General features: G+C 68.6%; 11 protein-coding genes. 7 read left to right on the forward strand and 4 right to left on the reverse strand.

Annotated elements, in window-relative coordinates; genetic code table 11:
* Positions 1 to 48: 48 nt before the first annotated feature.
* The 3 genes from gorA to ACMGDM_RS17585 form a co-directional block, all read right to left on the reverse strand.
* Positions 49 to 1,398, reverse strand: coding sequence for a glutathione-disulfide reductase (gene gorA / locus ACMGDM_RS17575; protein WP_436805431.1), 1,350 nt, complete (start codon positions 1,396 to 1,398; stop codon positions 49 to 51).
* Between the two features lie 594 nt (positions 1,399 to 1,992).
* A complete protein-coding gene (locus tag ACMGDM_RS17580; protein WP_436805432.1) occupies positions 1,993 to 2,691 on the reverse strand; it encodes a hypothetical protein in 699 nt (232 codons plus the stop codon).
* The gene (locus ACMGDM_RS17585; RefSeq protein WP_436805433.1) at positions 2,688 to 3,893 is read right to left on the reverse strand and encodes a toxic anion resistance protein; all 1,206 of its coding nucleotides are present in this window, start codon (positions 3,891 to 3,893) and stop codon (positions 2,688 to 2,690) included. The genes ACMGDM_RS17580 and ACMGDM_RS17585 overlap by 4 nt, the downstream gene beginning before the upstream one ends.
* 201 nt (positions 3,894 to 4,094) lie before the next feature.
* On the opposite strand from ACMGDM_RS17585, the gene ACMGDM_RS17590 reads away from it, so the two are divergent.
* The 7 genes from ACMGDM_RS17590 to ACMGDM_RS17620 all read left to right on the forward strand — a co-directional run bounded on the left by ACMGDM_RS17590 (position 4,095) and on the right by ACMGDM_RS17620 (position 12,406).
* A complete protein-coding gene (locus ACMGDM_RS17590) occupies positions 4,095 to 4,268 on the forward strand; it encodes a hypothetical protein (protein WP_436805434.1) in 174 nt (57 codons plus the stop codon).
* A gap of 6 nt (positions 4,269 to 4,274) precedes the next feature.
* Positions 4,275 to 4,673, forward strand: coding sequence for a hypothetical protein (locus tag ACMGDM_RS17595; RefSeq protein WP_436805435.1), 399 nt, complete (start codon positions 4,275 to 4,277; stop codon positions 4,671 to 4,673).
* On the forward strand, positions 4,673 to 5,005 hold the full coding sequence (locus ACMGDM_RS17600; RefSeq protein WP_436805436.1) for a hypothetical protein: 333 nt from the start codon (positions 4,673 to 4,675) through the stop codon (positions 5,003 to 5,005). The genes ACMGDM_RS17595 and ACMGDM_RS17600 overlap by 1 nt, the downstream gene beginning before the upstream one ends.
* 117 nt (positions 5,006 to 5,122) lie before the next feature.
* Positions 5,123 to 6,946, forward strand: a complete 1,824-nt coding sequence (gene typA / locus ACMGDM_RS17605) for a translational GTPase TypA (protein WP_436805437.1) — start codon at positions 5,123 to 5,125, stop codon at positions 6,944 to 6,946.
* Between the two features lie 272 nt (positions 6,947 to 7,218).
* Positions 7,219 to 9,009 (forward strand): histidine kinase famiy protein, encoded by a 1,791-nt coding sequence (locus ACMGDM_RS17610; RefSeq protein WP_436805438.1) that lies wholly within the window; start codon positions 7,219 to 7,221, stop codon positions 9,007 to 9,009.
* A 264-nt stretch (positions 9,010 to 9,273) separates the two neighbouring features.
* Entirely contained in the window at positions 9,274 to 11,805 is a 2,532-nt protein-coding gene (locus ACMGDM_RS17615) for a sensor domain-containing phosphodiesterase (RefSeq protein ID WP_436805439.1), read from the forward strand.
* A gap of 82 nt (positions 11,806 to 11,887) precedes the next feature.
* Positions 11,888 to 12,406: a DUF805 domain-containing protein gene (locus tag ACMGDM_RS17620; protein ID WP_436805440.1), complete on the forward strand. Its 519-nt coding sequence runs from the start codon at positions 11,888 to 11,890 to the stop codon at positions 12,404 to 12,406.
* 94 nt (positions 12,407 to 12,500) lie between these two features.
* Here ACMGDM_RS17620 and ACMGDM_RS17625 read toward each other — a convergent pair whose 3' ends face one another.
* A complete protein-coding gene (locus ACMGDM_RS17625; protein WP_436805441.1) occupies positions 12,501 to 13,451 on the reverse strand; it encodes an aldo/keto reductase in 951 nt (316 codons plus the stop codon).
* Between the last annotated feature and the right edge of the window lie 2 nt (positions 13,452 to 13,453).

Raw genomic sequence — 13,453 nt, forward strand, 5'->3', positions numbered from 1 at the left:
GAGTTCAGGAGGACGGTAGGGTGAAGAAATTCGCCCGACCCCGGCCCCTCACCGCAGCAGCACCAGCTCCTCCGCCATGGTCGGGTGGAGCGCGACGGTGGCGTCGAACTGCGCCTTGGTCAGCCCCGCCTTCACCGCCACCGCGGCGGCCTGGATGATCTCGGGCACGTCCGGGCCGATCATGTGGATGCCGACGACACGGTCGGTCTCGCCGTCGCACACCATCTTGTAGAGCGCGCGCTCGTCGCGCCCCGCCAGCACGTTCTTCATCGGCCGGAAGTCCGACGAATAGACCTTCACCGAGCCGAGCTGCTGGCGCGCCTGGCTCTCCGTCAACCCCACGCCCGCGATCGGCGGATGGCTGAACACCGCGGACGGCACGCAGTCATAATCGACCCGCGTGTCCTTGCCGCCGAACATCCGGTCGGCGAAGGCCTGCCCCTCGCGGATCGCGATCGGGGTGAGCTGGATGCGGTTGGTCACGTCGCCCACAGCGAAGATCGAGGCGCAGGTCGAGCGATTGTCGTCGTCCACCTTGACCGCGCCCAGCTCGTCGAGCTCGACCCCGGCGCTCTCGAGCCCGAGCCCGGTGGTGTTGGGGCGGCGCCCGGTGGCGAACATCACGAGATCGACGATCGCGGGCTCGTGCCCGCTCATGCTCACCTTGAGGCAGCCGTCGTCCTTCCTTTCAATGCTCTCGAAATTGGCGTCGAAGCGGAACTCCAGCCCCTTCATCATGCTGATCTGCAGCAGCCGGTCACGGATCTGCAGGTCGTAGCCGCGCAAGATCTCCTTGGTGCGGTTCATCAGAATGACGTGGGCGCCGAGCTGGTGGAAGATGCCCGCGAACTCGTTGGCGATATAGCCCGCGCCCGCGATCAGCACGCGCTTGGGCACCGCTTCGAGGTGGAAGGCTTCGTTCGAGGTGATGCCGTGCTCATGCCCGGGAAAGGAGGGCACGGCCGGGTGCGCGCCGACCGCGATCAGGATCGTCCTGGCGCTGCGCGTGGTGCCGTCGCCGAGCGTCACCTTGTTGGGGCCCGAGACGGTGGCGCGCTGGTGGATGATCTCGGCGCCGGCATTCTCCAGCGTGTGGGTATAGGCGCCGTTGATGCGATCGACCTCGCGCAGCACATTGTCGCGCAGCCGCTGCCAGTCGAACGCGCAGTCGCTCGGCACGTCCCAGCCGAAATGGCGCGCGTCACGCAGGTCCTCGGCGAAGTGCGCGCCGTAGACGAGCAGCTTCTTGGGCACGCAGCCGCGGATCACGCAGGTGCCGCCGACGCGATATTCCTCCGCCACCGCCACCTTGGCGCCGTGCGCGGCGGCGACGCGCGCCGCGCGCGTGCCGCCCGAGCCCGCGCCGATGACGAACAGGTCATAGTCATAGTCGGACATGGCGCGGCTCCGGTGACGCGAATGTTGAGAAAGTTGAGACGCGCGCGGGGAGCGTCGATCCGCCGCGGGTCGGGTTACGGCGCTGCTAGCAGGCGGGGCCGCGGTAGGACAGAGGGGCTGTCCTCGCCGGGGGGTGTTATGAAGGAGGTGAGCTTGCGGTTCGTGTGTCGCGCGCAGGCCGTGGCGGGGCGGGCCGACGTGCGACGCCCCGGTGTGCCGGTGCGCTTTCCACCTCGGGTCCAGCTGTCGGCAGACCGTCGCCACCACTATTCGTCATCCCGAGCCTGTTCCGGGATCCACGGCTCCGTGAGAGCAACGCTGTGGAAGGACGCGGCACGATGGATTCCGGAATAAGTCCGGGATGACGGAAGAAGGCGAGCATCTGGATCGTCGCAGCGGAAGGACGGGACGTTCCAGCGGTCGCAGTGGAAGATCGGAAGCGCTCCGGATGCCGGCAGCAAGCGGATGCCCGTGCCGCCATGCCTCACCGGTACGGCGCTCGCGCGATGCCACGCCGTTCCGAACAGCGAGCGCGCCGCGCCGAGCTTGCATCGATGGGATACCAGCTTCAGCGGTTGACACCCGTCCGTTTGCTCACTCCGCCTCGTATTTGATCTCCAAATACCGCCGCCGCGTCGCCAGCGCGTCGAGGTCGCCCTGGGCGAGCTCCTCGCTGGTCGTCGCCAGCTCGCGCTCGATCACGCCGAGCCCCTCCACCAGCTGCTGGTCGGGGGTGCGGCCGCCCCGCGCGGTGCCGCGCAGCGCCGGGGGGACACGCGCATAATCGCGGACGAAGTCGGGGAGCTGCTCGCCGATCAGTCGGCGCAGGTCGGCCGCGGCGGAGCTCGCCTCGTCAAGCGCGGCGAATTGCACGCCTAGCGTATCGAGCCGCTGCTCGATCCGGTCGACCACCGCCAGCGCGGGCGCGGGCAGCGAGGGGCGCTGCGCGTCGAGCCAGCGCGCGGTCTGCGCCGGCAGCGCCTTGAGCTCGGAGCGCGCCAGCCGCTCGGGGGTCGGGACCGGGGTCGCGGGGGCGAAGGCGATCGCCAGCGTCGCCGCCAGCATCAGGGTGATCGCCGCCACGCCGCCGAACAGACCGACCCCGAGCAGCGCCGCCACCAGCAGGATTGCGCCGTCCACCGCCGCGATCACCGCCAGCCGCGCCTTCGCCCCGCCGCGCCCGCGCCGCGGCCGGCGCTGCACCGTCAGCACGCCGCGCCCGCTCACCCGATCCGCCGCGGCGCGCGCGCCCGCGATCGCGGCGTCGGTGTCGTGGCTCGGCGGCAGCGTCACAGCGCCTCCAGCTTGAACTGCTCGGCCGGGCTGGCGAGGCTGTTGCGCGCCGCGCCCTCGGCGCGCGCGATATAGCCGCGCGACTTGTCGACCTCGCGCCCGAGCGTCTCCACCGTGACCTTCATCGTGTCGAGCGACCTGAGCTTGAACGTGTCGATCGCGTCCATCGTATCGTAGATGTTCTGGAAGGCGCGCTGCAGCGTCTCCAGCGGGATGGTCGAGGCGGCGGCCTGCTCGTGGATCGCCGCGGTGTTCTGGCGCAGCAGCTTGCCGGTCGAGTCGATCAGCCCCGCGGTGGTGGCGTTGAGCTGGGTGACCTGCTCCAGCACCAGTTTCTGGTTCGTCAGCGCCTGCGCCACCGTCACCGCGGTCCGCAGCGCCGCCACCGTGGTGGTGCTGGCGCGGTCGACGCCCTTGATCAGCTCGACGTTGTTCTTCTTGACCAGATCGAGCGCGAGATAGCCCTGCACCGTCACCGCCATCTGGGTGAGCAGGTCCTGCGTGCGCTGGCGCGCGTAGAACAAGGCGGTCTCGCGGATCGCCTTGGCCTTGGCGGGATCGGTGGCGTCGAGCTCATTGGCCTTGTCCTCCAGCCGCGCGTCCATCGTGCGGGCGAGATGGATCATCTGCTCGAGCCGCCCCATCGACGCCCAAAGATTGGCGCGCTCGGTGTCGATCGCGGCATTGTCCATCAGCAGCTCGTCCTTGCCCGAGGACAGGCTGCGCAGGATCGCGGCAATATGCGTCTGGCTGCTCTTATAGCCGTCGAAATAGTCGCGCATCTTCGAGCCGAACGGGATCACGCCGAACAGCTTCTGCGGCTTGGAGAGATTGCCGCGGCGGCCGGGATCGAGCTGCTCGACGGTGCGGCGCAGCTCGGCGAGGTCCTTGCCGACGCCCGCCTCCTTGTCCATCGCGCGCACCGGGCGGTCGAGGAAGCGGTTGGACTGGCCCGCGGCGTCGCGGATCTCTTTCTGTCCCATCGCGGTGATCGCGTCGACGCGCTTGCCGAACTCGGGCGAGTTGACGTCCTCGGCGAGCAATTGGTCGACGAAGGCGTCGACGCGCTTCTCCAGCTCGCTGCGCGTGCCGGGATCGACGGGCACGAGCCCGGCGGCGCGCTCGCTCGAGACCGCGGGGACGGGATCGGGCGGGGTCAGCGTCAGCGCCGGCTCGGTGTCGGTACCGGGGGAGGTCGCCATGCTCGTCTCCTTCGTGCGTCGCGCGCTCTTGTCTCGCGGTGGCGCGCGCTGTTCAAGTGTGTTGTGTATGTAAGACGGTGCGGCGGGGTTGTCGAGGTGGTGGGGCGTGGATCTCACCGCCGTGGCGGGTAGCCCAGAGCGGCGTTGCGCCCTTCCTCGCGCCGCGTGTCTAGCTTACCTTGAGGGCGCGAGGACGGCGACATGCGGGTGAATTCGGACGAGGCGATCCGGCGCGGGATGCTGGTGCACCGGCGCTACGGCAGCTGGACGGCGGTTCGCGCGGCGATCGCCGAGCGCGAGCGGACGTTGCTCGGTAGCCAGGCCGCTGAGTCACAGATGAGCGAATCGGCGGGTTCGGCGCAGCGACGCGACTGATCTCGTGTGAACTGGGGCTATCCGCTCCTCGGCACGCTCGTTCTTTTGTTTCCTGGCCTCTGCGCGTGGCTGGGACTGCGCAGCGGCAGCCGGATCGATTATCTCAACCCCTTGCCCGACCGGCCGAACTCGACCTCTACCCTTTTCGTCATCCTCGTCGGCGCGCTACTCGCGCACGTGGTCGGCGCGAGCCTCTTCGCGGTACAGGAGCTTTATTGCCGTCGCGCGCCTTGCCTGCGCCTGCCGGTTGATCCGAACGTCTACAAGGCCATGCTACGGCATGACCAAGTGTTCGCCGGCACCAGCACAGCGATCGCGCTCGCGCTGCTGTTCTTCACGCTGCTCGGTCCCCCAGTGCCGCATCGTTTCAACGGGTCGCGCGCTCGGTGCCCTTGGCAGCAGTGATGCGCGCGGAGCTCCACGGCTGGGTCCGTGTGATCGCCGCCGGAGCGGCCGACCCGGACAGGCTGGTGATCGCCTCGGTGCTCACGAGGACGGGACACGATGGTCGCTTCGCCGGCTATGAAGGCATCGTGCACCAACTCACGCTCGACGAGGATGAGGTGGTGGCCATGATCGTCCTCGCCGAGGCAGGCCGCTTCCTCATCGAGATCGGCGACACCGCCACGTCGCGGCATCATATCGAGGCCCGGCCCATGTCGCTCGTCCAGCCTCAAAAGGCGGAGATCGCCAACGTCGCCTTCATCGACCTCACCACGATCGACCACCCCGCCTGACCCGTCCCATTCCCGCGACCCATGCTGCGGCCGCGAAGACTGGCGCCCGCGCTCACTTTCGGCTATGCGCGCCGGCGACATCGCCTGCGGCCGCCGCGGGCCACCTCAGGAATCCGTATGAACCTGCGCAACATCGCCATCATCGCGCACGTCGATCATGGCAAGACGACCCTCGTCGACCAGCTCTTCCGCCAGTCCGGCACGTTCCGCGACAACCAGCGCGTCGAAGAGCGCGCGATGGACTCGAACGATCTCGAGAAGGAGCGCGGGATCACCATTCTCGCCAAGCCGACCTCGATCGTGTGGAACGACACCCGCATCAACATCGTCGACACGCCCGGCCACGCCGACTTCGGCGGCGAGGTGGAGCGCATCCTCTCGATGGTCGACGGCGTGATCCTGCTGGTCGATTCGTCCGAGGGCGCGATGCCGCAAACCAAGTTCGTCACCGGCAAGGCGCTGGCGCTCGGCCTGCGCCCGATCGTGGTGGTCAACAAGATCGACCGCGCCGACGAGCGCACGCAGGAAGTGCTCGACGAGGTGTTCGACCTGTTCGTTTCGCTCGAGGCGAACGACGAGCAGCTCGACTTCCCCGTGCTGTTCGCCTCGGGCCGCAACGGCTATGCCTCGACCGATCCCAAGGCGCGCGAGGGCACGCTGACCCCGCTGTTCGAGAAGATCGTCGAGCACGTCCCCGCCCCCAAGGTCGACCTCGAGGCGCCCTTCACCTTCCTGGTGACGCTGCTCGACCGCGACAACTTCCTCGGCCGCATCCTCACCGGCCGGGTCAACTCGGGCGTGGTCAAGCTCAACCAGCCGATCCACGCGCTCGACAATGACGGCAATGTGGTCGAGGCGGGGCGTGCCTCCAAGCTGATGTCGTTCCACGGGCTGGAGCGCGTGCCGGTGGAAGAGGCGCGCGCGGGCGAGATCATCAGCCTCGCCGGCCTCACCGTCGCCACCGTGGCGAACACGATCGCGGACACTTCGGTAAGCGAGCCGCTCCACGCCCAGCCGATCGACCCGCCGACGCTGTCGATGCGCTTCGCGGTGAACGACTCGCCGATGGCGGGACGCGAGGGCAGCAAGGTGACCAGCCGCATGATCCGCGACCGGCTGCTGCGCGAGGCCGAGTCGAACGTCGCGATCAAGGTGACCGAGGCGGCCGACCGCGACAGCTTCGAGGTGGCGGGCCGCGGCGAGCTCCAGCTCGGCGTGCTGATTGAGACGATGCGCCGCGAGGGCTTCGAGCTCGGCATCAGCCGCCCGCGCGTGCTGTTCGGCGAGGACGAGAACGGCAAGAAGACCGAGCCGTACGAGACCGTGATCATCGACGTGGACGAGGAATATTCGGGCACGGTCGTCGAGAAGATGAACCTGCGCAAGGCCGAGCTGACCGACATGCGCCCGTCGGGCGGCGGCAAGACGCGCATCACCTTCTCCGCGCCGAGCCGCGGCATGATCGGCTATCACGGCGAGTTCCTGTCGGACACGCGCGGCACCGGCATCATGAACCGGCTGTTCGAGAAGTACGGCCCGCACAAGGGCGCGATCGAGGGCCGCAAGAACGGCGTGCTGATCTCGAACGGCGCGGGCGAGGCGCAGGGCTATGCGCTCGGCCCGCTCGAGGACCGCGGCATCCTCTTCGTCGGCCACGGCGAGGCGCTGTACGAGGGCATGATCATCGGTGAGAACGCCAAGACGGACGACCTCGAGGTCAATCCGATGAAGGCGAAGCAGCTCACCAACTTCCGCGCCTCGGGCGGCAAGGACGACGCGATCCGCCTGACCCCGCCGAAGAAGATGACGCTGGAGCAGGCGATCGCCTATATCGACGACGACGAGATGGTGGAGGTGACGCCCAAGTCGATCCGCCTGCGCAAGCGCTACCTCGATCCGCACGAGCGCAAGCGCGCCAGCCGCGCGAAGGTCGCCGCCTGAGGAAAACGGGGAGGTCGTCACGCCGGCCTCCCCGCCGGAGGATTGTCGCGTCGTCTCGGCTGCACCGTCATCTCGGATCAAATCCGGAATGACGGACAATCCGAGGCGACTGGTTCAGCGACAAACGGGATGTCGCGCCTCGTCCGTCAATCCCGCAGCACGTCTAAGCCACTAGCGGTGTTGCGAAGGTTCCTGCGGGAAAGCGTCCCCGCTCACACACCTAGGTTACCGACATCTTGCCGCGCCGCCCCCAATGCGGCTACCGCGCTTACATGTCAGACGATTCCGTCCCCTCCGATCCGGCCACCCACGACGACGTCGATCCCACCGGGCTCGCCGCGGGCAAACCGGCCGAGGGCACGATGGACACCGGCGCCAACGAGCCGATCGAGCGAAGCGGCCTGCACCACTGGCGCGAGAGCACGATCACCGATCCCGATCTGAACGACCGCGGCGGCGTCTTCTTCGCCGCGATCGAGATGACGCGGATGCCGATGATCCTCACCGATCCCAACCAGGACGACAATCCCATCGTCTTCGCCAACAAGGCCTTCCTCGACCTCACCGGTTACGAGGAGGACGAGGTGCTGGGGCGCAACTGCCGCTTCCTCCAGGGCTCGCAAACCGATCGCAATCAGGTCGCCGAGCTGCGCCATGCGGTCGAAAACAAGGCCGCGGTGGCGCTCGAACTGCTCAACTATCGCCGCGACGGCACGCCGTTCTGGAACGCGGTGTTTGTCGGCCCGGTGTATGATACGAAGGGCGAGCTCCGCTATTTCTTCGCCAGCCAGCTCGACGTCACGCGCCGCCGCAACACCGAGCAATCGTACCGTCAGGCGCAGAAGATGGAGTCGATCGGCCAGCTCACCGCGGGGCTAGCGCACGACTTCAACAACCTGCTCCAGGTGGTCAACGGCAACCTCGAGCTGGTCGCCACTGCCAAGGACCCGGCGCGCGCACAGCGTTACATCGTCGCGGCGCAATCCGCCGCGGAGCGCGGCGCCAAACTGACGCGCCAGCTGCTCGCCTTCGCGCGCAAGACGCGGCTGGAGCCGCGACCGCTTGACCTGACCCAGCTCGTCTCCGAGTTCAGCGACCTGATCGAGAGTTCGGTCAACAAGCAGGTCGATATCCATCTCAGCCTGCGCCGCGGGCTCGCGCCGGTGACGGTGGATCCCGACCAGCTCGAGATGGCGCTGCTCAACATCGTCAACAACGCGCGCGACGCCATGCCCGACGGCGGGCTGGTGACGATCGCGACCCGGCCGCTCAAGCTTCAGCCAGCCGAAGGCGGTGACAGCACCGGCGGCACCGCGCTGCGCGATGGGGTCGAGCTCGCCCCAGGTGACTATGTCGTGCTCGAGGTGCAGGACGAGGGGCACGGCATGGCGCCCGAGGTGATCGAGCGCGCCACCGAGCCGTTTTTCACCACCAAGGGCGTCGGCAGTGGTACCGGCCTGGGTCTCGCGATGGCGAGCGGCTTCGTGCGCCAGTCGGGCGGGCGGCTCGAGATCGAGAGCCGTCCGGGGCAGGGCACCACGGTGCGGATGCTGTTCCCAGGCAGTCGGGCCGAGCCGCGCGAGCCCGCGCCGCACGAGGAACACGTCCCCGCCAGTGCGATCGTCGACGACGGCGCGGCGCGTCACATCCTGGTGGTGGAGGACAGCGACGAGGTGCTGGCGATCGCGCGCGAGATCCTGGAGGGCGCGGGTTACAAGGTCTCGATCGCAGGCAATGGTGAGCAGGCGCTGCGCCTGTTCGAGGAGATCCACCCTGAAGATCGCGTCGACCTGCTGTTCACCGATCTGGTCATGCCCGGCGGAATGAACGGGCTGGTGCTGGCGGACGCGATCGTTGATCGCGACGCTTCGGTCTCGGTGCTGATGACCACCGGTTATAACGAGGAGCTGGTGATCAACGGCCCGCGCGCGCGCGCCACCGACGTGCTGAGCAAGCCCTATCGCCGCGCCGAGCTGCTCGATCGCGTCAGCCAGGCGCTCAACCGCCGCGGCGAGCGCGGCGCGCGGCGGCGCCGCTCGGATTTCGGGGCGGTGCAATCGTGACGCCGGCGGCACCTGCCAAGCTCTCCGATTGATGTCGATCAATCATTTTTGGGACAGTCGAGTTGCCAGGCGGCCTGCGGCACATGCCGCCAAGATAGCTGAGGGCGGCGATCGAGGAACATCACATCCAGCTGTTGCCGCTGCCACGCGCATTGCTTCAGCGGCATTGACGGATTATCTGTAATATACTCAGATCGGCCAAAAAACTCGCCGGAGCCGTAGCATTGCTATGGTTTCGTAAACTCTTGGTGCGAGGAAGGTGGGATGACCCTCGCCCCGTCATCCGCTGCCGCCCGTGAGCGCGACCGTCTCGACGCATTGGCGCGTCTCCAGATCCTCGACACGCCGGCTGAGTCGATCTTCGATGAGGTCACGCGGGTCGCGGCGTTGGCACTCGGCGTGCCGTACAGCGCGGTGACGCTGATCGATTCGGACCGCGCCTGGTTCAAGTCGCGCGTCGGCATCCCGCCCGCCGAGTGGACGCGTGACGAGTCCTTCTGCCGGTTGACGCTGGACTCGCTCGAGCTGCTGGAGGTGACCGATCTTGCCGCCGATGCGCGGTTCGCGACGCATCCGCTCGTGACCGGAGACGGGTTGCGCTATTATGCCGGCGCGCCGCTGGTCACGCGCGAGGGCCATCACCTGGGCGCGCTCTGCATCCTCGATACGCGCCCGCGCGACCCCCTGTCTGCCGCCGAACGGGAGCTGTTGTCCGCCCTGGCGACGCTGACGATGCGGATGATCGAGGCGCGGCACCTGCGCACGATCGGCAAGATCGCCTCGCAGGTGATCAACAACACGCCCAACAGCATCGTCTGCACCGATGCGGCAGGGCAGATCCTGTTCGCCAACGCCACATGCGAGCGCACCTTCGGCTGGTCCGCGGCGCAACTCGTCGGGCAGCCGCTGGACGCCCTGCTGCCGGGCTGGGAGGAGGCAACACGCGAGCCGCTCCAGCGCAGGGGCGCGGTGACCGGGGTGGAGCTGGATGCGCGCGGCGCCGACGGCAGCCTGTTGCCGGCCGATCTCACGCTGACGCGCTGCGGCCAGGGCGGGGCGCGCGGGCTGACCGTGATCATTCGCGACGACAGCACGCGCCGCACGCTGGAGCGCGAGAGCCGCGCCGCGCAAGAGCTGCTCGACATGGTGATCGAGCAGCTGCCCGCGATGCTGTTCGTCAAGGATGCCGAGACCGGTCGGTACCTGCTGATCAACCGCGCCGGCGAAGAGCTGGTCGGGCGTCCGCGCGAGGAGCTGATCGGGCGCACCGCGAGCGAACTCTACCCGCGGAACGGCGCCACCTACGAACAGCAGGACCGTGTCGTGCTCGAGCGCCCGCACGAGGCGCAGCGCTTCGATAACGAGTTCATCCGCCCCGATGGCGAGCGGATCAGTCTGCGCACCACCCGCATCGTGCTCGACGGTCCCGAGCGCCCGCAGCAATATGTGCTCGGCCTGTCGGAGGACGTGACCGAGATGCGGCGCGCCGAGGCGGCGGTGCTCAAGCTCGCGCATTTCGATTCGCTCACCGGGCTGGTCAACCGCCACAGCTATGTCGACCGGCTCAACGATCTGGTCGCCGCCAAGACGACCTTCGCGCTGCTCGCGATCGATCTCGACCGCTTCAAGGCGGTCAACGACCAATATGGCCATGTCGTCGGCGATCTCGTGCTGGCGGAGGTGGGCGCGCGGCTGCAAGCGATCGTCGCGCCGAGCGATCTGGTCGCGCGCGTCGGCGGCGACGAGTTCGTCATCCTGGTGATCGACGACGCCCCCGCGGCCCGCGCGCGCGGCGTGGCGGAGGCTGCGGTGGCGACACTGGCGCAGCCCTTCGCCACCGCGATGGGCACCGCCTTCGTGGGCGCGAGCGTCGGGATCGTGCTGGCGCCGTCGCATGCCGCCACCACCGCGGATCTGCGCCACTGCGGCGATCTCGCGCTGTATCGGGCCAAGTCGGAGGCGCATTCGTCGATCTGCGTCTATCATCCCGCGATGGAGGAAGCGTCGCGCGACCGCCGCGCGCTCGAGCTCGATCTGCGTGAGGCGCTCGCGCGCGGTGAGATCACCCTGGCTTACCAGCCCGTGCTCGCGGTGAAGACCGGCGAGATCGTCAGCGTGGAGGCGCTAGCGCGCTGGACCCATCCCGCGCGCGGACCGATCCGTCCGGACGTGTTCATCGCGATCGCGGAGGAGAGCGACCTTATCGTGCCGCTCGGCAAGGCGCTGCTGCACCAGGCCTGCCGCGATGCGATGACCTGGCCCGCGCATCTGTCGGTGGCGGTGAACCTGTCGCCGATGCAGTTCCAGGCGGGAGAGGTATATGCCACCGTCATGGACGCGCTCACCGCGACCGGGCTGGCGCCGCACCGGCTCAAGCTGGAGATCACCGAAAGCGTGCTGATCCGCGACGTCGAGCGTACCTTCGTCGAGCTCGAGCGGTTGCGCGCGCAGGGGATCAAGATCCTGATGGACGATTTCGGCACCGGCTATTCGTCGCTCAGCTATTTCGAGCGCTTCCCGTTCGACAAGGTGAAGATCGACCAGTCGTTCGTGCGCGGGCTCGACACCACGCGCGCCGCGAGCGCGATCATCAAGGCGATCGTGGGGCTCGGCGAGGCGCTGGGGATGAGCATCGTCGCCGAGGGAGTGGAGACCTGTGCGCAGCGCGACGCGCTGATCCTGGCGGGCTGCACGCATCTGCAAGGCTATCTGTTCAGCCGGCCGGTGAGCGCGCGCAGCATCGCCGCGCTGGTCGGCTCCGGTGCGCCGCGCGATCTGTGCGCGATCGCGGCCTGAGCAGCGCGTCCCACCCGCCCCTGTGGCTAGTTTCGACGTACCAGGCGCACGTTTCGTCGCGCGTGCCGCCTATGATGAGTCCATGTCTCGCCGCATCGGCGGGCGGAGAGTGGCGGTGGACGATTGGATCAGGCCGTGGCGGCTCTACGCTGACCTCGACGGGCGCGCATCACGGCGCGAATATCTCTGCTTCCATCTCGGCGCGGCGCTGGTGATCGCGGCGGCGATCATGGTCACCCGCATGATCGAGGACGTCGCGGCGTGGCTGATCGCGGCGCTGGCGCTCGGCGAGAGCAACGCCGCCGCGCTGCTGCTGTTCGCGATGATGCTGCTGCCGCTGCTGGCGGCGCTGCTGCTGCTGGTGCCCAGCACCGCGGTCAGCGCGCGGCGGCTGCGCGATCTCGGTGCCGCGTGGAGCTGGCTGCTGCTGCTCGCGCTGCCGTTCGGCGGTGTGGCGCTGGCGGCGGTACTGGCGCTGGTGCGCGGCACCGACGGCCCGACCTCAGCCGGTACGCAGGAGGTGGCGGCAATGCCGGCTCCGTCCGATGCCGAAGACGGTCATGATCTGACCGCCCCCTTGCCCGCGCCGATCCCGGCCTGAACCGAACCGGCGGGAGAGCCGCGTCGGCCCGAACCCACGCGCCGCGGCTATCCGCGCCATCGCGGTCGCGGATGCCGCGGCGGACAGACGCCGGTCAGGCGCCCGCGTCGGTCAGCCGCTCGAGCTGGTCGGGGGAGAGCGTCAGCGTCAACGCGCCGAGCAGTTCCTCCACCTGCGCCGCCGCGGTGGCGCTGGCGATTGGCGCGGTCACGCCGGGCTGCGCGATCAGCCAGGCAAGCGCCACCTGCGCCAGCGTCGCGCCGGTCTCGTCCGACACCGCATCGAGCGCGGCGAGCACCGCAGCGCCCTTGCCCGCGAGCAGTTCGCCCATGGGCGCGCCCCGCACGCTCTTGGAGAGGTCGTCCTGGCTCCGGTATTTGCCGGTGAGGAACCCCGCGGCGAGCCCGTAATAGGGCACCACCCCGATATTCTCGGTGACGCAATAATCCTGCAGCTCGCCCTCGAACTTGTGGCGGCTGACGAGATTGTATTCGGGCTGAAGCACCTGATAATGCGGCAGCCCGGCGGCGCGCGCGCGCTCCACCGCGGACTTCAGCCGCGCCGCATGGAAGTTGGATGCGCCGAGCACGCGCACCTTGCCCGCCTCGACCAGCCGCGCGAACGCCGCGGCGACCGCCTCCTGCGGCTGATCCTCGTCGTCCTGGTGCGCGAAATAGAGATCGATCCGATCGGTGCCGAGCCGACGGAGCGAGGCGTCGCACGCCGCCGCGATCCGCGCCGGCGCGAGCTTCTCGCCGCCCTCGCCGGGCAGCATGCCGACCTTGGTGGCGATCAGCACCTGATCGCGCTTGCCGCTGGTGCGCAGCCACTCGCCGATCATCGCCTCCGACTCGCCGCCGCCATGGCCATCGACCCAGGCGGAATACACGTCCGCGGTGTCGATCATCGTGCCGCCGCCCGCGACAAAGGCATCGAGCACCGCGAAGCTGGCGGCGCGATCGGCGGTCCAGCCGAATACGTTGCCGCCCAGCACGAGCGGCGCGATCTTGAGGTCGGAGGCGCCGAGGCGGCGACGATCGTTCATGC

Origin of the sequence: Sphingomonas larreae, from assembly GCF_051400595.1 — a bacterium.
Classification (GTDB): Bacteria; Pseudomonadota; Alphaproteobacteria; order Sphingomonadales; family Sphingomonadaceae; genus Sphingomonas.

Excerpts from the sequence above, each read along its gene's own strand:
- gorA (WP_436805431.1), bottom strand. The coding sequence starts at position 1,398 with ATGTCCGACTATGACTATGACCTGTTCGTCATCGGCGCGGGCTCGGGC.
- ACMGDM_RS17585 (WP_436805433.1), bottom strand. The coding sequence starts at position 3,893 with ATGGCGACCTCCCCCGGTACCGACACCGAGCCGGCGCTGACGCTGACC.
- ACMGDM_RS17590 (WP_436805434.1), top strand. The coding sequence starts at position 4,095 with ATGCGGGTGAATTCGGACGAGGCGATCCGGCGCGGGATGCTGGTGCAC.
- ACMGDM_RS17600 (WP_436805436.1), top strand. The coding sequence starts at position 4,673 with ATGCGCGCGGAGCTCCACGGCTGGGTCCGTGTGATCGCCGCCGGAGCG.
- typA (WP_436805437.1), top strand. The coding sequence starts at position 5,123 with ATGAACCTGCGCAACATCGCCATCATCGCGCACGTCGATCATGGCAAG.
- ACMGDM_RS17610 (WP_436805438.1), top strand. The coding sequence starts at position 7,219 with ATGTCAGACGATTCCGTCCCCTCCGATCCGGCCACCCACGACGACGTC.
- ACMGDM_RS17615 (WP_436805439.1), top strand. The coding sequence starts at position 9,274 with ATGACCCTCGCCCCGTCATCCGCTGCCGCCCGTGAGCGCGACCGTCTC.
- ACMGDM_RS17620 (WP_436805440.1), top strand. The coding sequence starts at position 11,888 with ATGTCTCGCCGCATCGGCGGGCGGAGAGTGGCGGTGGACGATTGGATC.
- ACMGDM_RS17625 (WP_436805441.1), bottom strand. The coding sequence starts at position 13,451 with ATGAACGATCGTCGCCGCCTCGGCGCCTCCGACCTCAAGATCGCGCCG.